At 70.3% G+C, this 24,707-nt stretch carries 12 protein-coding genes; 8 read left to right on the forward strand and 4 right to left on the reverse strand.

Annotated features, from left to right (window positions below; translation table 11 throughout):
• Position 1 precedes the first annotated feature (1 nt).
• From BM436_RS24895 to BM436_RS24905, 3 genes are all read right to left on the reverse strand, one after another.
• On the reverse strand, positions 2-3,985 hold the full coding sequence (locus BM436_RS24895) for an AAA family ATPase (RefSeq protein WP_093558229.1): 3,984 nt from the start codon (positions 3,983-3,985) through the stop codon (positions 2-4).
• Between the two features lie 19 nt (positions 3,986-4,004).
• The gene (locus tag BM436_RS24900) at positions 4,005-5,258 is read right to left on the reverse strand and encodes an exonuclease SbcCD subunit D C-terminal domain-containing protein (RefSeq protein WP_093558230.1); all 1,254 of its coding nucleotides are present in this window, start codon (positions 5,256-5,258) and stop codon (positions 4,005-4,007) included.
• Between the two features lie 89 nt (positions 5,259-5,347).
• A complete protein-coding gene (locus tag BM436_RS24905; RefSeq protein ID WP_229490683.1) occupies positions 5,348-7,999 on the reverse strand; it encodes a sensor domain-containing diguanylate cyclase in 2,652 nt (883 codons plus the stop codon).
• 243 nt (positions 8,000-8,242) lie between these two features.
• On the opposite strand from BM436_RS24905, the gene BM436_RS24910 reads away from it, so the two are divergent.
• From BM436_RS24910 to BM436_RS24945, 8 genes are all read left to right on the forward strand, one after another.
• Positions 8,243-9,562, forward strand: a complete 1,320-nt coding sequence (locus BM436_RS24910) for a winged helix-turn-helix domain-containing protein (RefSeq protein WP_093558231.1) — start codon at positions 8,243-8,245, stop codon at positions 9,560-9,562.
• Positions 9,559-10,548, forward strand: coding sequence for a DUF2804 domain-containing protein (locus BM436_RS24915; protein WP_093558232.1), 990 nt, complete (start codon positions 9,559-9,561; stop codon positions 10,546-10,548). Before BM436_RS24910 ends, BM436_RS24915 begins: the two co-directional genes overlap by 4 nt.
• 37 nt (positions 10,549-10,585) lie before the next feature.
• A complete protein-coding gene (locus BM436_RS24920; protein WP_093558233.1) occupies positions 10,586-13,234 on the forward strand; it encodes a bifunctional acetate--CoA ligase family protein/GNAT family N-acetyltransferase in 2,649 nt (882 codons plus the stop codon).
• Positions 13,235-13,411: 177 nt separating this feature from the next.
• Positions 13,412-14,047: a hemerythrin domain-containing protein gene (locus BM436_RS24925; protein ID WP_177307492.1), complete on the forward strand. Its 636-nt coding sequence runs from the start codon at positions 13,412-13,414 to the stop codon at positions 14,045-14,047.
• A 74-nt stretch (positions 14,048-14,121) separates the two neighbouring features.
• On the forward strand, positions 14,122-17,511 hold the full coding sequence (locus BM436_RS38350) for a DUF349 domain-containing protein (RefSeq protein ID WP_259741442.1): 3,390 nt from the start codon (positions 14,122-14,124) through the stop codon (positions 17,509-17,511).
• Complete coding sequence (moaE, locus tag BM436_RS24935) at positions 17,508-17,978, forward strand: molybdopterin synthase catalytic subunit MoaE (protein WP_229490685.1); 471 nt, start codon at positions 17,508-17,510, stop codon at positions 17,976-17,978. Before BM436_RS38350 ends, moaE begins: the two co-directional genes overlap by 4 nt.
• Positions 17,979-18,055: 77 nt before the next feature.
• Positions 18,056-20,659 carry an ATP-dependent chaperone ClpB gene (clpB, locus tag BM436_RS24940; protein WP_093558235.1) on the forward strand — a complete coding sequence of 868 codons (2,604 nt, stop codon included), beginning with the start codon at positions 18,056-18,058 and terminating at the stop codon, positions 20,657-20,659.
• A gap of 264 nt (positions 20,660-20,923) precedes the next feature.
• Positions 20,924-23,788, forward strand: coding sequence for an ATP-binding protein (locus BM436_RS24945; protein ID WP_093558236.1), 2,865 nt, complete (start codon positions 20,924-20,926; stop codon positions 23,786-23,788).
• A gap of 97 nt (positions 23,789-23,885) precedes the next feature.
• Here the strand turns inward: BM436_RS24945 and BM436_RS24950 are convergent, their stop codons facing one another.
• Complete coding sequence (locus BM436_RS24950; RefSeq protein ID WP_093558237.1) at positions 23,886-24,680, reverse strand: helix-turn-helix transcriptional regulator; 795 nt, start codon at positions 24,678-24,680, stop codon at positions 23,886-23,888.
• Positions 24,681-24,707 lie beyond the last annotated feature (27 nt).

Below are 24,707 nucleotides of genomic sequence, written 5' to 3' on the forward strand. Positions count from 1 at the left end.
GTCAGGATTGCACGGACACCACGCTCTTGCCGCCCGCCGAGGGCTGCACGAGGATGCGCGTGGATATCCGTTCCGTCATTTCCTGGACGTGGGAAATGACGCCCACCTTGCGGCCCATGGCCTGCAAGCCGTCCAGCGCGTCCATCGCCACGCGCAGCGTCTCGGCGTCCAGGCTGCCGAAGCCCTCGTCGATGAACAGCGATTCCACCCGCACGCGGTTGGACGACAGCGAGGCCAGTCCCAGCGCCAGCGCCAGCGACACCAGGAAGGATTCGCCGCCGGACAGCGAGTGCACGGAGCGTGTTTCGCCACCCATGTCCTGGTCGCGCACCAGCAGGCCGAGCGAGGGATTGGCCGCGTTGGCGATGCGCTCGAGCTGGTAGCGCCGCGCCAGGTGGCTGAGGTGGGCGTTGGCGTAGCCCAGCAGCACGTCCAGCGTGAACTGCTGGGCGTAGTTGCGGAACTTCTTGCCGTCGGCCGATCCGATCAGGTCGTTCATGCGCGCCCAGCGCTGCTCGATGGCCTCTTGCCGCTCGATCTCCGCCAGCATGGCGTGCGCGCGCTGGCGCTTGTCCTCGTCCTGCGCGATGGCGACGCGATGCGCGGCGGCGACGCCGTCGGCCAGCTTGCGCTCGGCCGCCAGCGTTTCCAGCGCCAGCGCCAGTGTGTCCGCCGTATGCGTGCCGTGTTCGGGAGCGGACTGTTGGTGCTGCGCGCGCTGCGACTGGCGCTCGCGCAGCACGGTGGCGGCCATGGCCACCGCGTGCTCCAGCGCACGCAGCGCCTCGCGTTCGGCGCGCATCGCGTCGGCGGGGTGGGACAGCAGGGCGAGCAGCAGCTCCAGCGTCAACCGGTCCGGGTCCGGCTCCGCTTCGCCGGCGGCGAACAGGTCGGCGGCGGGCTCCTCGGCCCCCACGCCGCGGTTGTACGCGTCCAGCCAGGCCAGGAGACGCGCGGCGGCGGCTTCGGCGGCGCCTTTCAGCGCGGCGATGCGGGCGGCGGCCTGCGCGGCCGCCTCCTCGGCGCGCGCGCGCCGTTGCGCGGCCTCTTGCCACGCCGTTTGCTGCGCGGCCACGCGCGCGCGGGCGGCGTCGATGGCCGCCTGCAGTTGCGCCTCCACGTCGCGCACCTCCTTGCCGCCCCACAGTGCCATGCGCTGCTCCTGCATCGCCTGCAGGCCGGCGTTGGCGGCGTCGAAGCCGGCTTGGGCCGCCGCCGCGTCCTGGCCGCTGCGGGCCTGGGCCTCGGTCAGCGCGCTCCATTCGGCTTCCAGCGTGACCAGCGCGTGGGCGCGCTCGTCCTGCTGGGTGCGCTGGGTCTGCCACTGCTTCGCCTCGGCGCGGCGGGCGTCGTGGAAGCGCGCCGGGGCCGACTTCCATTCGTCCTTCCAGCCTTCGTTGGGCAGTTCGACGCTGCTGAATGCCGCGTCCAGTTCATCCAGCAGGGTCCCCAGTTGCAGCGCGACCTCGATGCGCTTCTCGTCCAGCGCGCGGTAGTCGGCCACGGCTTGCGCCAACGCCGCTTGCGCGGCCGCCGCCGCGGCTTGCTGTCGCGTGTGATCGGCGGCGGCCAGGTCGCACGCCTGCTGCGCCTGGTCGCGCGCGGCGCCGGCGCGGCGCAGCGCCTGCTCCTGTTCGTCCACCTGCCGCAGGCCGTTGCGCGCGGCCGCCAGTTCCGCGCCGAACCAGCCGGCACGCGCGCCGACCAGACGTTCATCATCGAGCGCAGGCGCCTGCCGGATGGCTGCGGAGACGCCCAACGCCGCGGCGGAGCTTCCCGCGGAGGCTGCGATAGCGGCGGGGGATGGGGAAGCGTCGGCGGCGGGCGCATGGCCATCGAGCCGGTCATGCTGGCGGCCGTCCAGGGCGTCCGGCGCCGCGGCCCTGGCTTCCTCCGCCAGCGGGTGCGCGGCCCATGCGGAGGCCACGCGCGCCAGCGCTTCCTCCAGCGCGTGCTGTTCGGCTGCGATCTGCGCCAGCCGCTCCACGCTGGTCTGCGCCAGTGTGCGTTGCGCGGCCTGCAGTTCCACGTTCCTCTGCAATTGCTCCCGGCAGCGCAGGACCTCGCCCTGCAGGCCGGCCAGCATCGCCGCCAGCGCGCCGTCGTCGTGGCGGTAGGGATGCTCGTGCGCGCCGCAGACGGGGCAGGGCGTGTCGTCCTCCAGCGTGGCGCGCAGGTTTTCCACGCTTTCGGCGCACGCCGCCTCGGCCAGCTTGAGCGAGCGCTCAGCTTGCCCGAAGGCCGCCATGATGACGGCGTATTCCCGCTGCGCGCCGGCCAGCGCCACATCCGCCGCCTCGCGCGCCGCGCGGTGCTGGGCCGCCTGGCTGTCGTGCTGCAGCTTGCGCTCGTGCCGCGCTTCCAGCTCGGTCCAGATCTTTTCGCCGCCGGCCAGCAGGTCGCGCCGTTCCTCCAGCGACTGGCGGCGCCGGCGCAGCGCGTCGGCGTCGAACCCGGCCAGCGCCTGGATGGCTTGCTGGCGCTGGGCCTCCAGTGCTTGCAGTTTCTCCGCCGCGCCTTTCAGGCCGGCGCTCGCGCGGCCCTCCTCTTCGCGGTGGCGGGCGCCGTTCCTCTGCACGATGGCCAGCGCGTCCGCGTGCCGCTCCGCCTGCGCGGCGGCCTGGCCGGCCTGCACGAACAGCACGTCCCACTTCTGCCAGGACTCCGCCAGTGGCTGCCACTGTTGATGGCGCGCCAGCCACGCGGCGCCGTGCTCCTGCGCGTTGGCGAGTAGGCGCCGCTCGTTGGCCTTGGCTTGCAGCGCGGCCCTGGCCCGCGTGTCGATCTGGTTCGCCGCCTCCAGCGCGGCGGCGGCCTGCCGGTGCGCTGGCAGCATGGCTTCGATGCGCGCGTCCAGCGCCTTGGCCTGGTCCAATCGCGGCGCGGCGGCGCGTTGCGCGGCCTCGGTGTCGGCCAGCGCGGCCTGCGCCTGCTGCTGCGCCGCGGTCGCGGCCTCACGCGCGGCCTGGGCCTGTTCGGCGGCCAGCGTCGCCGCCGCCTGCGCGGCTTGCGCGCCGGCGATCTCGTTCTCGATGCGGGTGGCGTCGTCCGCCAAAGGGCGCGCGGCCTGCACCGTGTCCAGCCGCTCCAGCGCGGCCCGGCGCGGCGCGGCGGCCCGCACGTCCGCCTCGCATTGCAGCAGCGCCTGCGCGGCCTGTTGTTCGTCCTGTTCCAGCTTGGCGGCCTGCTGGTGCCAGCGCAGTTCCCCCTCCAGCACGGCCTTGTGCGTGTCCAGCGCGGCGACGGCGGCGTCGGCCTCCCTGGCGCGCGCCTCCAGCGCGGCGCGTTCGTCGCCGCTGAGCGGCTTCTGGTCCGCCAGGCGCGAAGTCAGCTTTTGCAGCGCGGCCTGTTCCAGCTTGGCGCGCTCGAAGGCGCGCATCGAGATCTCGCTGTAGACGGCGCTGCCGGTCAGCGTTTCCAGCAGCTCGCCACGCTCGTTGTCGTCGGCCTTCAGGAAGGTGGCGAACTCGTTCTGCGCCAGCAGCACGGCGCGCGTGAACTGGTCGAAGGAGAGGCCGATGCGCTTCTCGATCTCCACCTTGGTCTCGGTCTTGGTGCCGCCTATCGGCAGCAGTTCCGGCAGCTTTTGCAAGCCCATCGTTGTCGGCTGCAGCGCGCCCTCGGCCTTGTTGCGCGAACGGCGCACGGCCCAGCGCGCGCGGTAGCGCAGGTTGTCGCTGCCGACGAAGTCCACTTCGGCGTAGCCGTCGGCGGCGCCGCGCCGCAGCAGGTTGCGCGTGTCCTGCGTGGACACGGTGTCGGCGCCCACGTCCGGCAGCAGGCTGCGGCCCATGGCTTTCAACAGGCGCGGGGTGGCGTCGTACAGGGCCAGGCATAGCGCGTCCAGCAGGGTGCTCTTGCCGGCGCCGGTGGGGCCGCTGATGGCGAACAGGCCGGTGGAGGCCAACGGCTCCCGTTCGAAGTCCACACTGAATTCGCCGGCCAGCGAGGCCAGGTTTTTACCGCCGATTCTCAGGATACGCATGCTTCTGTGCTGTCTGCTGTCATGGCGCGCCGGGGAGCATCAGCTCCGCGAAGGCGCTCAGTTGTTCGGATGGCGCCTCGGCGCCGAAGCGCTGCTGGTACAGGCGCTTGAAGATGTCGTCCGGCTGGAGCTTGTCGAGCTGGTCCAGCGTCAGGGCCGCCTCGTCCAGCGACGGGACGCGCGCGGCGCTGGAGGTCTCTATCTTCGCCAGGCGCACGGCCTTGCCTTCCAGCGCGGCTTCGATTTTCGCGCGCATGCCGGGCTGCGGCGCGTCCAGCAGCACGCGCACCTCGACGAAGGGACGCGCGTCCGGCGGTGTCTCGGGCGGCGCCAGGGCCGCCAGCTCCTCCAGCACCATCTCCAGAGGCGCGGGCCTGGCGGGTAGGCGCAGCATCTCCACCGCGCGCGGCACGTGCAGCGGCGCGATGTCGCCGGCCCTGCCTTCGGCGAGGTCGATGCGCAGCACCTGGTGGCTGTAGCCGGCCTCCGCGAACGACAGCGGGATCGGGCTGCCGCAATAGCGGATGCGCTGCTGCTTGCCCACCGTTTGCGCCAGGTGCAGGTGGCCCAGCGCGGCGTAGGCGATGTCGTCGCCGAAGATCCCGGCGGGCAGCATCTCGGTGCCGCCGATGACGATGCGGCGTTCGGAGTCGTTGGACATCTGGCCGTCCACCATGTGGCAGTGGCCCATGGCGACGATGGCCTGGCCGGGCTGGCGCTTGTCCCGGGCGATCTCCAGCGCCTGCTGGTAGAGCAGGGCGATGCCGGCCAGGTAGGGATCGGGCCCCGCCTCGGCCTCCTCGCCCTCGGCGCGGACGATGCGCGGCACGTCGCCCGGGCGCAGGAAGGGGATCGCGATGCACCAGGCCTCCACCTCGCCGCTCGCGCCGGTCAGCGGCAGCACCAGCTGTTCCACGTCGATCGCGCCGTCCGCGTGGCGCGGCACGTTGCCCACCACCCGCGTGCCGTGCGCTTCCAGCAGCGGTCCCGGGGCGTCCAGCCGGCCCGGCGAGTCGTGGTTGCCGGCGATGAGCACCAGGTCCAGCCGCGGCGCGCGCCGCCTGGCCTGTTGCAGGAAGCGGTACAGCTGCCGTTGCGAGGCGGACGAGGGATTGGCGTTGTCGAACACGTCGCCGGAGATCAGCAGCGCGTCGGCCCGCTCCTGGACGATGGTGTCCAGCAGCCAGTCCAGGAAGCATTGGTGTTCGTAGGTGCGGTCGAAATTGTGGAGCGACTGGCCCAGATGCCAGTCCGAGGTGTGCAGCAGACGCATGGATTGCCTGGGAACGCGGAAAAGCGCTCAATATAGCCTAAGTTGGCGCCGCGCGAGTTGCGCTATCCCGCGCGCGTACTTGTATTCCGCTAAGCGGCGTCCGAGGCAGCCTGCGGGGCGGGGATGGGCGGCCCGGCGCGGAAGGTGTCGCGGCCGGCCTGCTTGGCCTGGTACAGCAGCACGTCGGCCCGGTTCAGCAGCTCGGCGGGCGTCATCCCCTCGCCGCGGTAGTAGGTCAGCCCGATGCTGGTCGAGACCGAGACGGTGGCCCGTTCCAGCTCGAACGGCGCCTGCATCACCTGCACGATCTTGCCGGCCAGGGCGTCGGCGTCCTCGCGGCGGCCGATGCGCTCCATGATGATGGTGAACTCGTCCCCGCCCAGCCGCGCGATGGTGTCGCTGGCCCGCATGGTGTGCGTCAGCCGCGCCGAGAAGGCCTTCAGCAGCTCGTCGCCCACGCTGTGGCCGTAGGTGTCGTTGACGGGCTTGAAGCGGTCGATGTCCATGTACATGACCGCCATGATGCTGTCGTTGTCGCGGCAGTAGGCCATGCTCTCGCTGAGCTTTTGCAGGAAGCCGGCGCGGTTGACCAGGCCCGTGAGCGCATCCACCTGGGACAGTTTCAGCAGCCGCTGCTTCTCGCGCTTCCTGGCCGTGACGTCCTGGCGCATCACGTGGAAGCCGATCACGCTGTAGCCCTCCTCGTCGTACTGCGGGATGTAGTTGACCTCGAAGCTGCGCGCCACGCCGCCGCTGTCGTCGTCCTCCTCGAAACTCAGGGTTTCGCCGGCCAGCACCCGCCGCACGTAGGGCTGCAGGAAGGCGTAGCGGGCCTCGCCGACGGTCTCGCGCACGGTCTTGCCCATCACGTCCATGCCGGACTGGCTGAATTCGCGCTCGTAGGCGATGTTGTTGAAGCGGTAGACCTCCTCGTAGTCGACATAGGCGATCATGGCCGGCAGCGTGTCGGCGATGGTGCGCAGGCGCGCCTCGCTTTCGCGCAGCGCCATCACCGATTTGCGCATCAGCGTGATGTCGTCCAGGGTGCCGACGAAACCCTCGATCCGCTCGTCGATGATGATGGGCGCCACCTTCATCGAGGTCCACACCACCTCGCCGTCCGGATGCACGCAGCGCATCGTGTCCTGGAAGGGCTTGCGCGTGTCGCGCAGGTGGCTTAGCGCGGCCGTGAGGACGACTCGGTCGTTGGGATGCACCGCCGCCATCCATTTGTCGCCCAGCGCCTGCGCGCGCGTGAGGCCGGTGATCTTCTCGAAGGTGCGGTTGACGTAGGTGCAGTGGCCGTTGGCGTCGGCCCGTATCAGGCCCAGCGGCGAGGCGTCGTTCATGGCGGCCAATTCCGCCTGCTGCTTGCGCAGGGCCAGTTCGTCGCGCTTGCGCGAGGTGATGTTGCGCGTGGTGACGGCCACGCCGTCGTCGATGGCCACGATCTGGTGCCGCAGCCAGCGCGGCTCGCCGGGCAGGTTGCGGGTTTCGAACTCCTCCTCCAGCGGCTGGCCGGTGGCCAGCACCTGCGCGTATTTCTCGATGAAGCCCTCGCGGCGCCAGTTCGGCACCAGTTCGCCGATGCGCTGGCCGGGCAGCGAGTCGCGCGGGTGTTCCAGCATGCGCGCGCCGCGCTCGTTCACGTCGATCAGTATGAAGTCGGTCACGTCGCCGTCCTGGCCGCGGCAGGCCTTCAGCAGGAACACCGCGTCCAGGCTGGCGTCGGCGGCGGCGCGCAGCTTCTGCTGCGCCGCGGTGGCGGCCTCCATGCTGTTGCTCAGGCGCTGGCTCTGGCGCATCAGCAGCAGCGCGAAGCCGAACACCAGCAGCGACGCGGCGCCGGCCACGGTGAAGTACATGCCGCGCTGGCGCTCGAACTTGGCCATCGCGTGCCTCACCGTGTTGCCGACCACGGCGGTGAGCTGGTAGCGCGGCATGTCGCGGTAGCTGTAGATGCGCGCGACGTTGTCCAGCGGCCGCCGCATCACCAGCTCGTCGCCGGCGCCGGCGGCGTCGATGGTGGTGGTGAAATCGATGGCGTCGCTGATGTAGAGCTTCTCGTCCACCCGCGCGATGGCCAGGCCGGTGTCCATGCTGACCAGCATGACCAGACCCTGGTCCTCGACGTGCAGGCGGTCGTAGTCCTCGACGAAATAGGCCGGGTCTATCATCAGCATGATGACGCCGGCGAAGTCGCCGTCGCGGTTGTTCAGGCGGCGCGAGATCTGGATCTGCCATTTTTTCGTGGATGGCTCCACCATGGGGTTGGCGGCCAGCGCCGTGTCCTCGTGCGACAGGGAGATGGTCTTGAAGAAGGGCTGGTCCGCCACGTCCGGCAGGAACTGGGCGTACTGGCTGTCGACCAGCTTCCCGTCCGCGCCGTACAGCGCGATGGGCAGTTCCAGCTTGGACGGCATCAGCGAGTCGAGCAGGCCGTTCCGGCGCGTGAATTCGGGCAGGCGCAGGGCGCCGCCGGTTTCCTCGTATTTCAATTTGAACAGCTGGGTGGCGTGGTCGGACTGGCGCAGCAGGTGGCCGGTGTGGTCGGCCAGCGTGCGCGCCAGCGCCTGGCTGTGCAACACGGCTTCGTGGCGGGAACTGGCGTATTCCTGGTTGACCTGGAACACCACGGCCGCCCACATGGACACCAGCAGCACCACCGCGAACACGGGCAGCAGGATCACGCGGTAAAGTCTGCGCAGCAGTTGCTGGACTGGGTTATCTGTTCTAATCACGTTGCCCCTTAGGCTATGTCAACGCAGTCTCCGGTCGCTAGTATTCTGACGCAATTGTCGGCCCCGGAGCGGCCGCGCGGCGTTTTTTTTGCGCTTTTTTACGGCGCCGCGACAAAATGGGGCGAACGACGCCGGCGCATCGCAGTGGTAAATAGTAAACAGCGGGTAAACGGCGGGGGCAACGCGCGGGGTTTTCTTCTTTAGAATAGCGGGCTGGGTCTTACCATGAAAGGGGCGTAGCCCTTGAGCGAACCGATACTCAGTCTGCCGGCGGCGCGGGCGCTGCACCTGGCGGCGCAGGGGCTGCTGCAGCCGCGCCGCGCGAAGGCGCGCAAAGCCGATGTGCTGGACACCATACGCCGGATGGGCGTGCTGCAGATCGACACCATCCACGTGGTGGCGCGCAGTCCCTATCTGGTGCTGTGGAGCCGCCTTGGCGACTACCCGCGGCCATGGCTGGAGCAACTGCTGGCCGAGGGCGCGCTGTTCGAGTACTGGGCGCACGAGGCCTGCTTCGTGCCGATCGAGGATTACGGCCACTACCGCCACCGCATGATAGACCCCGGCTCCCTGGGCTGGAAGTATTCCGAGACCTGGATGTCCGAGCGCCGCGCGGAGGTGGACGCGGTGCTGGCGCATATCCGCGACCAGGGGCCGGCCCGCTCGTCGGATTTCGAGCGCACCGACGGCAAGGGCGGCGGCTGGTGGGAGTGGAAGCCGGAGAAGCGCTCGCTGGAGGTGCTGTTCACCTCCGGCGCGCTGATGATCGCGCGCCGCCACAACTTCCAGCGCGTGTACGACCTGGCCGAGCGCGTGCTGCCCGGCTGGGACGACAGCCGCATGCCGCCGATGGAGGACACCCGCCGCGCGCTGGTGCTCAAGACCGTGAAGTCGCTGGGCCTGGCCAAGGCGTCCTGGATCGCCGACTACTTCCGCACCAGGCCGCCGCGCCTGGACCCGGAAACCCTGGTGGCCGAGGGCGCGTTGCTGCGCGCCCGGGTGCGCGGCTGGGACGAGCCGGTGTACATCCACCCCGACCTGGCCGATCTGGCCGCGGCGGCGGCCGGCGACGGCCTGGCGCCGACCGTCACCACCATCCTGTCGCCGTTCGACCCGGTGGTGTGGGACCGCCGCCGGGCGCTGGAACTGTTTGATTTCGACTACCGGCTGGAATGCTACACGCCGGCCGAAAAGCGCCGCTACGGCTACTTCACGCTGCCCATCCTGCGCCGCGGCGCGCTGGTGGGGCGGGTGGACGCCAAGGCGCACCGGCGCGAGCGGGTGTTCGAGCTGAAATCGCTGGCGCTGGAGCCGGGCGCGCGCGTGAGCGACCGTTTCGTGCGCGACGTGGCGGCCGCGCTGCAACGCTGCGCCGACTGGCACGGCTGCCCGCGAGTGACGGTGGGCCCGACCGAACCGGCCGCCTTCGGCGCCGCGTTGTTGGCCGCGCTGGAATCGGCCCGGGAACCGGAGGCCGCGGCGGGGCCGGAAGCCGAGCCGGGGGCCGGGCTGGCATCCGCGCCGGCGACGCCGCCGGCGCGACGGGCCGGGGCCGCGCGATGACGCTGCCGGCAGCTCCCCGCAGCGTCATCGGCGCCGACGGCCAGCCGCTGTTCGGCCGCTACGCCGGCCAGGCCGCGGGCTTCGACTGGCGCGCGCTGGCCGGCCCGCACGCGCGCGGCGCGCTGTGGCGGCGTTTTCACCACAAGCGCTGGCACTACGTGGCGCTGGCGACCGAGCAGGTGTTCTGCGCGGTCGCCATCGTGGACCTGGGCTGGACCAGCACCTGCTTCGCCTACGCCTTCGACCGCGACGACGGCGACATGCTGGCCAACTTTTCGCAGGACGGCCTGCCCGGCGTCTCGGCCAGCCTGGCAGACAGCGCGGACGGGCGCAGCACCTTCAAGGCCAAGGGAACGCGCATCGCGATAGAAGGCGTGGGCGAGGGCCGCCACCGGCTGGAGCTGGACTGCCCCTACCTGCGGATAGACGCCGAATTCGGCCCGGGCGCCTCGCCGCTGCTGCTGGCGGCCGGCCCGGTGAAGGGCGGCTCGGTGCACGCCACGCAAAAGTCCTCCGGCATGCCGCTGAGCGGCGAGGTGCGGTTGTGGCGCGGCGAGTACGACCTGGCGGGCGGCGTGGCCAGTTTCGACTATTCGAACGGCCTGCTGGCGCGCAACACGGCCTGGCGCTGGGCCTCGGCGCATAATCTGGAACTGGGCTTCAACCTCCAGGCGGGCTACTTCGGCGGCCACGAGAACGCGCTGTGGCTGGACGGGCGGCTGCACGCGCTGGGTCCCGCGCATTTCCTTTACGACCAGTCGGAACCGTTGTCGGACTGGCATATCTTCACCGAGGACGACCTGCTGGAGCTGTTCTTCACGCCCGAGGGCGCGCGCCGCCAGGACAAGAACCTGGTGGTCGCCGCCAGCCGCTACCTGCAGCCGATCGGCACCTTCACCGGCTGGGTGCGCGCCAGCGTGGACGATCCGAAACGCGTGGTCACGCGGCTGGTGGGCGTGACCGAAGACCATACTTCACGCTGGTAGCGTGGCTGCGCGCCCCGGCGCGCCGAAAGGACTCGCGATGAGCATCAGGAACTTCGGCAAGCTGTTCGACCCCGGCTCGGTGGCGGTGATCGGGGCGTCCCAAGCGGCGGGGCGCATCGGCACCATCGTGCTGAACAACATGGCCGGGGGCGGCTACGCGGGCGCCCTGTGGCCGGTCAATCCCAAATACGAGGAACTGCTGGGCGTGCGCTGCTATCCGGACGTGGCGGCTCTGCCGGCCCCGCCGGACCTGGCGGTGATCTGCACGCCGCCCGCCACCGTGCCGGACCTGGTCGCGGCGCTGGGCGAACGCGGCACGCGCGCGGCGGTGGTGCTGACGCCCGGGCTGGCGGCCACGCGGGTTGGCGGCGGCGGGAGCGCGCACCAGGCCATGCTGGACGCGGCCAGGCCGCACCTGCTGCGCATACTGGGCCCGGGCGGCGTCGGGCTGCTGTCGCCCGCCAACGGCTTGAACGCCAGCGTGGCCCAGGGCGGCGCCAAGGCCGGGCGCATCGCCTTCGTGTCGCAGTCGGACGCGCTGATGACGGCGTCGCTGGATTGGGCGCGCCTGCATGGCGTGGGCTATTCCAAATGCGTGTCGCTGGGCGAGCGGGGCGACATCGACCTGGGCGACCTGCTGGACTTCCTGGCCGACGACGAGGACACGCGCGCCATCCTCCTCTATATGGAGAGCGCGGTGTGCGCGCGCAAATTCATGACGGCGGGGCGGCTGGCCGCGCGCGCCAAGCCGGTGATCGTGCTGAAGGCCGGGCGCGACGCCAGCGACGAGGTGTACGACGCCGCGTTCCGCCGCGCAGGCATGCTGCGCGTGCACGCCACCGAGGACCTGTTCGACGCGGCCGAAACGCTGGCGCGGCTGCGGCCCACCGGCGGCGAGCGGCTGGCCATCATGGGCAACGGCGGCGCGCTGGGCCGCATCGCCACCGACGCGCTGGACGCCGCCGACGGGAAGCTGGCGCGCTTCGGCGCGGAGACGCTGCTCAAGCTTGGCCTGGGCCCGCGTCCCGATGGCGGCGGCGCGAACGCCGCTTCCGCGCAGGCGGGCGCCCGGATTGGCGGTCCGGACGCCGCCGCGGCCGCCGACGTTGGCGCCGAGGGCGGGCCGCCCGGCGATACCTTGGGCCACGCGCTGAGCGAGGCCCTCGGCGAAGCGATGCGCCTCGCGGAGGGCCTGCTGCCCGCCGCGTGGCGTTCACACCCGCCACCCGCTGTCCAGGACGCGCCGCCGCGGCCCGCGCCCGCCTTCGCCCTGGACCTCGGCGGCGGCGCCTCCGCCGCCACCCACGCGGCCGCGCTCGAGGCGCTGCTGGCCGACGCCGAAGTGGACGCGGTGCTGCTGCTGCACGCCCCCGCCAGCGGCGTCGACACCACCGGCATCGCGGAAACCCTGGCGCCGCTGGCCAGCGCCTCCGGCAAGAACGTGCTGTCCTGCTGGCTGGGCGGGGCGGCCGTGGCGGACGCGCGCCGGGTCTTCGCGGACGCCGGCCTGCCCACCTACGACACGCCCGAACAGGCGGTGCGCGGCTTCATGCAGATGGTGCAATACCGCCGCAACCAGGAGCAACTGATGCAGGTGCCGGGCCAGTCGCCCGCCACCGGCAAGCCGGAACGGGCGGCCGTGCGGGCCATGGTGGACCAGGCCCTGGCCGCGGGCCGCGCGCGGCTGGAGGGCGGGGACGCGCGCGCTGTGCTGGCGGCCTACGGCATCCCCGTGGCCGGGGAGGGCGAGGCCGCCGCCGCCCGCCTGGCGCGTGCCCAGGCCCACGAACTGGTGATCGAGGTGCGCAACGATCCCATGTTCGGTCCCGTGATCCGCTTCGGCCAGGGCGGGCTGGCGGGGAAGCTGGCGGACGACCACGCGGTCGGCCTGCCGCCGCTGAACATGGTGCTGGCGGCGGAACTGGTCGAGCGCACCCGCGTCGCGCGCGTGCTGGGCGGCCACCGGCATCGCCCGGCGGCCGACATCCAGGCCGTGTGCCACGCGCTGATCCAGGTGTCCGACCTGGTGGCCGACATCGCGGAACTGGAGGCGCTGTCGCTCGACCCGCTGCTGGCCGACGCGCACGGCCTGCTGGCGCTGGACGCCCGCATCGTCCTGGGGCCGCCGCGCGCCAGCCACGCGCAGGCCATCCGCCCCTATCCGCAGGAACTGGAGCAGGAGGTCGAGTGGCAGGGCGCGCCGCTGCTGTTGCGCCCCATCAAGCCGGAGGACGCGCCGCAACACGTGGAGTTCTTCGCGCAACTGCATCCGGACGACGTGCGCCTGCGCTTCTTTTCCGCCATGCGCGAATTGCAGCCGGCGCAACTCGCGCGGCTCACGCAAATCGACTACGACCGCGCGATGGCCTTCATCGCCACCCGCGTTAGTGGTACGGGTCGTCCTGAAACACTAGGGGTAGTGAGGGCTGTTGCAGATCCGGACAACCGGCGTGCCGAATTTGCCATTTTGGTCAGGTCGGACTTGAAGGGGAAGGGCCTAGGCGCTATTCTGTTTGACAAGCTAATCGATTATTTCCGCGGCCGAGGCACTGCGGAAATGGTCGGAACAGCCTTGTCTGAGAATGGCGGTGTCCAGCAGCTGGTCCGGCGCTTCGGCGGTACGGTCAGTGCTTCGCCGGAGCCGGGATTGGCCGATCTGATTATCACCCTGCAACACCAACACTAAGACGTTTGTTCTAAGTCAAGGTGGTTACTGTCGCGTTTATTTACACTTTTACTTCCGCCTCGTCGCAACCCGTGATCTTAGCTTGGAGTAAGAATGTTAACGGCCACATATACTCTGGTTGCTCTATCGGTAGAGCAAGCAAACATCCGTGTCAGCTTATTGACCTTTCAAAAATATGTGCAGTCCACTCTGGTACGCCAGCACGGGTTGACGCTGTCGCAACTGGAATTCGCCTGCGAATCCCTGAACCGCCTGTACCAGGCTTGCCACTGGCGCAAGATCGAGATGTACCTGATCCCCGCCATCCGCCAGGCCACGCAGCAGGCGGACCAGTTGCTGGACGAGCTGGGCCGCCTGAACGACGCGGCGCTGGCCGTGATCCGCGCGCTGCAGGACCAGGTCGCCACCGCGCAGACCCGCAACGATTCCTGCAGCGAGGAGGTCGGCCGCGTGATCGACAGCTTCTGCGAGGCGATGCTGCGCCGGCTGGACAAGGAGGAGAAGGAATTGTTCGCCGTGGCCCGCAGCGCCATCGGCGGCGAGGCCTGGTTCGCCATCGCCAACCAGTTCCTGCTGCACGACGCCCATGTGGCCGAGACGCGTCGTTGCCGTGGAGCATTGCCAGCGCCGGTGGAGAAGTTGATGCTGGTTGAATCGGACCGCGACGAGGTGCTCGACGCCGAGGTGCTGGTGCCCACGCTGTCCGCGTTGCCGGTGGCGGTGCCGGAAGACGAGCTGGAAATGAACATCCCGGTGTCCGAACTGAAGTTCAACCGCAGGCAGCGGCCACCGAGCCGAGCCATGATGGAATAGGCATATATGGCGGACGCCGAAGCAAAACGCGTTCCTTTGCTATCATGGCGGTTTTGATCCATCGATAGCCCACTATGTTCGAATTCCTCTTCAAGCGCCCAGGCGATAAGCCGTCCGATCAGCAGGCCACTCCGGAGCAGGCCGCCGCCACGGCCGCCTCCTCCGCGCAAGCTGAACAGACCGCCGCCCGCCGCGCCGCGCAGGGCGAACGGGCCAAGTCGCTCGAAGGCGACGAGGCCGGCGCGGTCGAGCTGATCCTCCAAAGCGAATTCGCCGACGTGCGCCTGGCCGCCGCCGCGCACGTCCACTCGCAGCCGATGCTGGAGAAAGTCCAGCAGGCCATGCGCAACACCGACCGCCGCGTGGCCAAGCTGATGCAGTCGCGCCTGGACGCGCTGCGCCACCAGCAGGCCGAGCAGCGCCAGGCCGAGGTCACCATCGCCGCCGCCCGCAAGCTGCTGGCCGATGAAAAACTCACCCCCAACCAGGTCGCCGAACTCGACCGCATGTGGAAGATCATCGCCGCCACGCCGGAGCTGACGGACGAGTTCAACGGCGTGCGCGCCGCGCTGGGCAAGCGCCTGGAGGACCAGGTCGCCCTGCAGCGTGCCGCGCTGGACGCGCTCGCCGCCGTGAGGCGCATCGCCGCCGGCGACGTCCCTCCCGAAGTGCAAGCCGCGCTGGTGGCCGTTCCAGCCGCCACGCCGGCGCCCGCCGCTGCGCAAGCCGAATCGTCGCCGTCCGATGAACAGCCGCAGGCCGCCGCAGAAGCGCCGGCCAACGCCGAGCCGGCCGCCGAGGTCGCCGCGGAAAACGCGTCCGTCGCCGCGCGCGCCGAGGCAAGCGCCAACGATGTGCCTCAGACCGCCGCGGAAAACGCGCCGGTCGCCGCGCAAGCCGATTCGCCCGCCAACGCCGAGCCGGCCGCTGCCGAGGCCGCCCCAGATAGCGCGTCAGTCGCCGTGCAAGCCGAGGTAAACGCCGACGATGCGCCCCAAGCCGTCGCCGAGGCGGCCGCGAGTGACACGCGCGTCGCCGCGCAAGCCGAGGCAAGCGCCAATGATGCGCCTCAGACCGCGGATGTGCCTCAGACCGCGGCCGAGACCGCTGCGGAAAACGCCCCAGCCGCCGCGCAAGCCGATACGCCGGCCAACGCCGAGCCGGCTGCCGCCGAGACCGCCGTAGATAACGCGTCCGTCGCCGCGCATGCGGATGCAAGCGCCAACGATGCGCCCCGCGCCGCCATCAAGGCCGAAGCGGAAAGCGCGCCGGCCTCCAATGAGCCCGCCGTCGGCGCCACCGATGCCGCCGCGCCCGTTGGCGATCAACCGCGGGCCAGCGCCACCGCCCCGGTCCAGGACGCCGCCGCGCCCGACGCCTTCGCCGATCTCCTCGACTCCCTGGCCGCCGAGCACGCCAAGCACGTGGCGGCGCCGGAGAGCGCCGCGCTGCCGCGCCACCTGCTGGGCGACTTTGAAACGGCGATGGCCGACGTCCGCGCCGGCCAGGCGGCCCTGCAAGCCCGCCGCGCAGCGCTGGCCGGCTGGCAGTCTGCCGGCCCCGCCGCGCTGAGCGCCGAAGAGCTGACCCGCACCTGGAAAAGCCTGCCGCAGCACACGCTGGCCGCGGGTCTGCAGCCGGCCTTCGACGCGCTGCTGGCCAGCGTCCCGGCCACCCGGCGCGCCGAACGCAACGAACGCCCGGACGCCGCCCGCAAGCCCCAGGACAATCAAACCGGAGCCGCCCCGGCCAAGGCCGCGCCCGCCAACGCCGCCAAGGACAATCGCGAAAACCGCGGCGCAGAGCAAGGCGGCGAGCGCCCCGCCAAGCCCGCCCGCCAGCAAGCGCCCGCGTCCGATGCATCCAAGGAAGCCAACAAGCAATTCATGGCCACGCTGGACGCCATGGAAGCCGCCTTGGCGCAAGGCCAACTGCACATCGCCGCCGACCACGACAAGCTGTTAAAGGAAAGCAAAACCGGCCGCCTGACGCCGCCCCAGGCCGACCGCCTGGCCCACGTGCGCGGCGAATTGAAGCGCCTGGGCGACTGGGCGCGCTGGGGCGGCAACGTCTCGCGCGAAGAGTTGGTGAAAGCGGTGGAAGACCTGCAAGGCCAGCAACTGGCCATGTCCGAGCTGGCCAAGAAGGTCGGCAGCATGCGCGAGCGCTGGAAGGCGCTGGACGGCGTGTCCGGTCCGGCCCCCAAGGGCCTGTGGGAACGCTTCGACACCGCCTGCACCGCCGCCTACGCGCCGGCCGCGGCCCACTTCAAGCACTTGGCCGACGAGCGCCACACCAACGCCGCCAAGGCGCAGGCCATGATTTCGGAGATCGAAACCATGGCCGCCGAGATCGCCGCCGCCGGCACGCCCAACTATAAAGGCCTGGCCGCCGCCTCGCAGCGCCTGCGCCAGGCTTGGAGCCGCCTGGGCGCGATCGACCGCAAGGAAAAGAAAAAGCTGGACAGCGCCTTCGGCAAGGCCATGGACGCCATGCTGGCGCCGCTGGAACAGCAGCGCCGTGTCGAAGTGTCCGGCCGCGAGGAATTGATCGAGGAAGCCCTCAAGCTCAACCCGAGCGACCGCCACACGCTGGACGCCGTGCGTTCGCTGCAGGAGCGCTGGCAAGAGCACGCCAAGGCGCTGCCACTGGAGCGCAAGCAGGAACAGGCGCTGTGGCAGCGTTTCCGCGCCGCCTGCGACGCCATCTTCGCCGCCCGCAAGGAGTCGGCGCACGCGGCGGACAGCGAGCGCAAGGCGCACCTGCATGTGCGCGAGGACATCTGCGCGCAGCTGGAAAACGCCACCTTCGGCGGCGACGACAAGGCCCAGCTGGCCGCGATGGCCAAGGCCTTGAAGGACGCCGCCGCCGCCTGGCACGCGTCCGGCCACGTGCCGCGCGCCAGCGAGCAGAAGATTGAGCAGCGCTACAAGGCCGCCGTGGCCGCCGTGCAGGCGCAGTCGGACGCGATCCGCAAGCGCGCCGGCGCCGCCCAGGCCAACGCGCTGCGCGACAAGCTGCGCCTGGTGCAGGCGCTGGAAACGGCGCTCACCGGCGCCGACGCCATCGACAGCGCCGATTGGGAAGGCCGCTGGAAAGCCTTGCCGCCGCTGGCCGCCGAATACGAGCGCACCTTGCACACGCGCTACGCCGCCGCCCTGGCCGCCGAGGCGCAAGGCAAGCGCGCCGCCTACGCCGGCCAACTGGAGGCGGGCCGCGCCAAACTGCTGCAGGAAGTGTTGCGCCTGGAGATCGTGGCCGGCGTCGACAGCGGCGCCGAGTTCGCGCGCGACCGCCTGAAGCTGCAGGTGGAAGTGCTGCAATCGTCGCTCAAGTCCGGCCAGAAGCCGATGACGCAGGCGGCCCAGTTCCTGCAGCTGTGCGCGATGCCGGCCCTGGCCGACGCGCGCACCGCCACCCGCATCGAGCAGCTGTTCCGCCGCATCGGCGCGGACTCGAAATGATGGATGGAAAGACGCAGGTCCGGGTCCAGGCGGAGGACTTCGACGTCGCCGCCGAGCTGGCGCAACTGCGCGCCGGGAACGCCAAGGTTGGCGGTATAGTGAGCTTCGTCGGCACGGTGCGCGACCTGAACGAGGGCGCCGATGTCGCGGAGATGGAACTCGAACACTACCCCGGCATGACGGAGCAATCGATCGAGGCCATCATCGAGCAGGCCAAACAGCGCTGGCCCGTCTATGGCGCGCTGGTCATCCACCGCATCGGCCCCCTGAAGCCGATGGAGCAGATCGTGCTCGTCGCCGTGACATCCGCCCATCGGGGCGAGGCTTTCGCCGCTTGCGAATTCATCATCGACTACCTGAAGACGGAAGCACCGTTCTGGAAGAAGGAGCAGACCCCGGCCGGGGCGCGCTGGGTCGATGCCCGCGTCAGCGACGACGCCGCCCTGAGGAAATGGGAGACGTCTTGATCTGAATCATGAATGCTCCTTGAAAACAGGTTGCCCATCCCAACTTGGAGATCAACCAATAATCAGGAGCATTCAACATGCGGCAAGACAAACTCACGACAAAACTGCAGGAAGCCCTGGCCGACGCGCAAAGCCTGGCCGTGGGCAACGACAATCCCTACATCGAACCGGTGCACCTGTTGACGGCCCTGCTGAACCAGGACGACGGCAGCGCCCGTTCGCTGCTGCAGCGCGCCGGCGTCAACGTCAATGGCCTGGTCAACGCGCTGAAGAGCTCGCTGGAGCGCCTGCCCAAGGTGTCCGGCAACGGCGGCGACGTGCAGGTCAGCCGCGAGCTGATCGGCGCGCTGAACCTGTCCGACAAGGAGGCGCAGAAGCGCGGCGACCAGTTCGTTTCCAGCGAAATGGTGCTGCTGGCGCTGGCCGACGACAAGTCGGACGCCGGCAAGCTGTCGCGCGAGAACGGCCTGACCCGCAAGGCGCTGGAGGCGGCCATCGCCACCGTGCGCGGCGGCGCCAACGTGGACTCGCAGGAGGCCGAGGGCCAGCGCGAGTCGCTCAAGAAATACACGCTGGACCTGACCGAGCGCGCCCGCGCCGGCAAGCTGGACCCCGTGATCGGCCGCGACGACGAGATCCGCCGCGCCATCCAGGTGCTGCAGCGGCGCACCAAGAACAACCCCGTGCTGATCGGCGAACCCGGCGTCGGCAAGACCGCCATCGTCGAGGGCTTGGCGCAGCGCATCGTCAACAACGAGGTGCCGGACTCGCTGCGCGGCAAGCGCGTGCTGTCGCTGGACATGGCGGCGCTGCTGGCGGGCGCCAAGTACCGCGGCGAATTCGAGGAGCGCCTGAAGTCCGTGCTGAAGGAACTGGCCATGGACGAGGGCCAGACCATCGTCTTCATCGACGAGCTGCACACCATGGTGGGCGCCGGCAAGGCCGAGGGCGCGATGGACGCCGGCAACATGCTGAAGCCGGCGCTGGCGCGCGGCGAGCTGCACTGCCTGGGCGCGACCACGCTGGACGAATACCGCAAATACATCGAGAAGGACGCCGCGCTGGAGCGCCGCTTCCAGAAGATCCTGGTCGACGAACCGACCGTGGAGGCCACCATCGCCATCCTGCGCGGCCTGCAGGACAAGTACGAGCTGCACCACAAGGTGGCCATCACCGACGCGGCCATCATCGCGGCGGCCGAGCTGTCGCACCGCTACATCACGGACCGCTTCCTGCCCGACAAGGCGATCGACCTGATCGACGAGGCGGCCTCCAAGATCAAGATCGAGATCGATTCCAAGCCCGAGGTCATGGACAAGCTGGAACGCCGCCTGATCCAGCTGAAGATCGAGAAGGAAGCCGTCAAGAAGGAGAAGGACGAGGCCTCGCGCCGCCGCCTGGACCTGATCGACGAGGAGATCGCCAAGCTGCAGCGCGAGTACAACGACTTCGAGGAGGTGCTGAAGGCCGAGAAGGCCAACGTGCAGGGCACCACCCACATCAAGGAGGAGATCGAGCGCATCAAGCAGCAGATGGAGGAGGCCACCCGCGCGTCCAACTGGCAGCGCGTGTCCGAACTCCAGTACGGCAAGCTGCCGGAACTGGAGTCCCAGCTGAAGCAGGCCGAGACGGCCGGCGCGGCCGGCGACAAGGGCGACAAGCCCAAGCTGCTGCGCACCCAGGTGGGCGCCGAGGAGATCGCGGAAGTGGTGTCGCGCGCGACCGGCATCCCCGTCTCGCGCATGATGCAGGGCGAGCGCGACAAGCTGCTGCACATCGAGGAGAAGCTGCACGAGCGCGTGGTGGGACAGGACGAGGCGATCAACGCCGTGGCCGACGCCATCCGCCGTTCGCGCGCGGGCCTGGCCGATCCCAACCGCCCGTACGGCTCCTTCATGTTCCTGGGCCCGACCGGGGTGGGCAAGACCGAGTTGACCAAGGCGCTGGCGTCCTTCCTGTTCGACACCGAGGAGTCGATGATACGGCTGGACATGAGCGAATTCATGGAGAAGCATTCGGTGGCGCGGCTGATCGGCGCGCCGCCCGGCTACGTGGGCTATGACGAGGGCGGCTACCTGACCGAGGCCGTGCGCCGCAAGCCCTACAGCGTGATCCTGCTCGACGAGGTGGAGAAGGCGCACCACGACGTGTTCAATGTGCTGCTGCAGGTGCTGGACGACGGCCGCATGACGGACGGCCAGGGCCGCACGGTGGACTTCAAGAACACCGTCATTATCATGACCTCCAACCTGGGCTCGCAGAAGATACAGGCGATGGAGGATTCGGATCCGGCGCTGGTCAAGCTGTCGGTGATGGCCGAGGTGCGCTCGCACTTCCGTCCGGAGTTCATCAACCGCATCGACGAGATCGTGGTGTTCCACGGCCTGGACGAGAAGAACATCGGCGCCATCGCGAAGATCCAGCTGAAGATCCTGGAACAGCGCCTGGCCCGCATGGAGATGGCGCTGGAGGTGACCGACGCCGCGCTGCAGAAGATCGCCGAGGCGGGCTACGATCCGGTATACGGCGCGCGGCCGCTGAAACGCGCGATCCAGCAGGAGATCGAGAACCCACTGTCGCGGATGATACTGGAGGGCCGCTTCGGGCCGAAGGACACCATCCACATCGACGCCCGCGACGGCGCGCTGGTGTTCGGCTCGGGAGGCCAGGCCGCGGCCTGAGAGGCTGAGAGTCTTTCGATCATGCCCGCTCATCACGCCAGAAAGTGCCCGCTCGTCGTTGCAAATGCTCGCCATAGCCCGAGCTATGGCTGTGCTTTGCGCCTCGATCGGCCACTTTCTGGCGCGCTGCTCTGGCACGCCCGAAAAACTCTCAGCCTCTGACGCAAAACTATTCTTTGTGGCGGCGCATGAATTCTTTCCAATTGGCGTTAAGCTAAGCCTTTTTATAGCTTAAGGGAGAGCCGGCCCTCTCCCTCGACGCCCATGCCCGCCGCCGACACCGTCCTGCTGTTTGGTCCCTATCGCCTGGTTCCCGCCGAACGCGCGCTTTATCAAGGCGCGCGTCCGGTGCGGCTGAGCGGGCGCGCGTTCGACCTGTTGCTGGCGCTGATTGAACGCCCCGGCGAGGTGGTCGGCAAGGATGAGCTGATCGCCCGGGTGTGGCCCCAGTCCTTCGTCGAGGAGGGCAACCTGCGGGTGCACATCGGCACGCTGCGCAAGGCGCTGGGCGGCGACGACGGCCCGTATGTGGAAAACGTGGTGGGGCGCGGTTACAGCTTCGTCGCGCCGGTGCGGCGCGCGACGCAGGCGGCGCCGGACCCACCGGCGCCGTGGCAGCCGGCGGCGCGGCCGTCGCCACGGCCGCAACCGACGGCCGCCACGCTGGCTTCGCGCGGCCGCGTCATCGGCCGCGAGGACGCGATCCGGCAGCTGGCCGCGCAGGTGATCGAGCGCCGCCTGCTGACGGTGGTGGGGCCGGGCGGCATGGGCAAGACCACGCTGGCGCTGGCGGTGGCGGCCGACGTCGCGCCGCATTTCGGCCAGCGCGTGCATTTCGTGGACCTGGCCCCGCTCACCGAATCCAGCCAGGTGGGCGTGGCGTTGGCCATGGCCCTGGGCCTGCCGGCGCTGTCCAGCGATCCTTTGCCGGGCTTGCTGGTCCATCTGCGCGACACGGACGCGCTGCTGGTGCTGGACAACTGCGAACACGTGATCGACGGCGCCGCCGCGCTGGCCGAGCGGCTGCTGTGCGCGACGGCGCGCGTCCACATCCTGGCCACCAGCCGCGAGCCGCTGCGCGCCGAGTCCGAGTGCGTGCACCGCCTGGCGCCGCTGGCCTTGCCCGCGGCCGTGCCGGCCGGCGCGGCGCCGGACATGGCGCTGCTGGCCGCCAGCCCGGCGGTGCAGCTGTTTGTGGAACGCGCCACCGCCAGCGTGGACAGCTTCCGCCTGACGGAGGACAACGCCGCCGCCGTGGCGGAGATTTGCCGCCGCCTGGACGGCATCCCGCTGGCGATCGAACTGGCGGCCGGGCGCGCGGAGTTCTTCGGCGTGCACGCGCTGGCCGCGCGGCTGGAGGACTGCTTCGCCGTGTTGACGCGCGGCCGCCGCACGGCCCTGCCGCGCCACCAGACCCTGCGCGCCACGCTGGACTGGAGCTACCACATGCTGCCGCCGGCGGAGCAGGCCATCCTGCGCCGCTTCGGCGTCTTCCGCGCGCCGTTCATGCTGGAGTGCGCGGTCGCGGTGGCCGCGGACGAGGCCGAAGGGAAGCAAGAGGGAGACGCGGCCGACGCCGTGTTGGACGGCATCGCCAACCTGGTCGCCAAGTCACTGCTGATCGCCGACACCGGCGGCGACACCATGCTGTATCGCCTGCTGGCGACCACGCGCGCCTATGCGCTGGAAAAGCTGCGCGCCAGCGGCGACCAGGACCGGGTGGCGCGGCGCTACGCGCAGCGCTGCTGCGACATCATGGCGCGGGCGCAGGAGGAGGTCGAGCGGCAGCCGATGGCGCAATGGCTGGCGGTGTACGGCCGCACCATCGACCACGTGCGCGCCGCGCTGGACTGGGCGTTCGGGGATGGCGGCGGCGTTGCGGCCGGGGACATCGCGCTTGGCCAGCGGCTGTGCGCCGTGTCCGCGCCGCTGTGGTATCAGCTCTCGCTGATGGGCGAGTATCGCGGCCGGCTGGAACGCGCGCTGCGCGCCGGCGGGGACACGCTGGCCCCCGCCACCGAAATGCCGCTGCGGCTGGCCATGGGGCACGCGCTGCTGCACGCCGGCGAGCACTCGGACAGCCGCGTGCGATCGGAGGCCTTCGCCCGCGCGCTGGACCTGGCGCAGCGGCTGGACGACGTATCGTGCCGCATGGCCGCGCTGTGGGGCTGCTACACGGACGCCATCTTCAACGGCGACTACGAGATCGCGCTGGGCTACGCCGAACGCTATGGCATCGACGTCGACCGGCATGGCGGCGAGCTGGCCAGGGTGGGGCACGCGCGCATGCTGGCGCGCGTGATGTATTACCTGGGGCGGCAGCGCAGCGCGCGCGCCCACATCGACTTCGCGGTCCACCATCCGCTGCGCCGCGAGGGACAGTCGCGCAATCGCGGTTTCCAGTTCGACCCGCACATCTCCACGCTGGCGGTGCAGGGCCGCATCCTGTGGCTGCAGGGCTATCCGGACCAGGCCATGGCGGTGGCCGGGCAATGCGTGGAGGAGGGCCTGCGCGGCGCGCACGCCATCTCGCTCTGCTTCGCCCTGCTGCTCGCATGCAGCGTCGCCACCTGGAGCGGCGACGAGGCGGCCGGCCGGCGCTACACCGGCATGATGCTGGAGCACTCCCAGCGCAGCGCGCTGCCGCACTGGCACTTCTGGGGCGAGGGTTTCGCCGCGGCGCAGCGGCTGCTGCACGGGACGGGGGCGCCGGACGACGCGGCCATCGCGGCGCTCAGGCAAAGCCGCTTCTGCGGCGACCTGCAGGTGGACGTGATGGCCACGCTGCATCCGCGCCTGCTGACGCCGCGCGCCGTGGAGCGGGCGGAGTCCGGCGCGGCCGGCTGGTGCCGCGCCGAGGTGCTGCGGGGCTGGGGCGAGTCCCTGGCGCAGGCCGGCGCGCACGCGCAGGCGGAGCGTTGCTTCCGGCGCGCGCTGGACATCGCAGGGGAGCAGGGCGCCGGCGCCTGGGAACTGCGCGCCGCCACCAGCCTGGCGGCGCTGCTGCGCGCGCGGGAGCGGCGGCTCGACGCCCGGGCGCCGTTGTTGGCGGTGTATGAACGCTACTCGGAGGGCTGGGGGACGCGCGATCTGCTCCAGGCGCGCGCGCTGCTCGATGAACTGGGATGACGCGATCCCGTGGACGCCAGCGGGCCTGCGCGCATCCGGCGGAATAGCTTGGGACGCCGAGTCGCGCTCGCTCCGTCCCCGCGCCGCTTGTATGGCGCTACCCGCCGCTGTCGGCGAAGAAGGCCGACGGCGTGGTGCCGAAGGTCTTCTTGAACATCGCCGAAAAGGCCGACTGGCTGGCGTAGCCCAGCTGCTCGGCCACCTGCGACATCGGCATGCCGCGCGCGATCATCGGCGCGGCGTGGGCCAGCCGCACCTGCTGGCGCCACTGGCCGAACGTCAGCCCCAGCTCCCGCTCGAACAGGCGTGCCAGCGTGCGCTCGGAGGCGCCCACTTGCCGCGCCCAGTGCTCCAGGGTCTGCGGCGAACCGGGATCGTCGATGAGCGCGGAGCACAGCACCTTCAGGCGCTTGTCCTCAGGCAGCGGCACGCGGATGGGACGGGTGGCGGAGCGCCCCAGTTCATCGAGTATCAACTCGGCCAGCAGCGCCTCGCGCGCCGGTTCGGCACCCGGATCGAGTTGCTCCAGCGCCACGATCAGTTCGCGCAGCAGCGGCGACACCGCCAGCACCTTGCACTCGTTGCCGGCGAACGGCGCGCGCGCGGCCAGCACGCACAGTGGCCGCAGCCGCGCCGTTTCCAGCACCGTCACCTCGTGCATCACCTCGGGCGCGATCCAGATCGCCCGCAGCGGCGGCACGATCCAGCTGCTGCCGTTGGCGGCCACGCGCAGCACGCCCTCCAGCGCGAACGTGACTTGGCCCCAGGGATGGTTGTGGGCCTGCATGAACTCGGCCGCCTGCAGGTCGCGCGCCCGCATCGTCACCGGCCGTTCCGGCGTCGGATCGTTGTAGGGGTAGGTCTTGGTGTGGGTGACGACGGTGATGGCCATGTGGGAAGCCCCGGATTCGCTTTGGCA

It is taken from the genome of Pseudoduganella namucuonensis (genome assembly GCF_900116645.1).
Classification (GTDB): domain Bacteria; phylum Pseudomonadota; class Gammaproteobacteria; order Burkholderiales; family Burkholderiaceae_D; genus Rugamonas; species Rugamonas namucuonensis.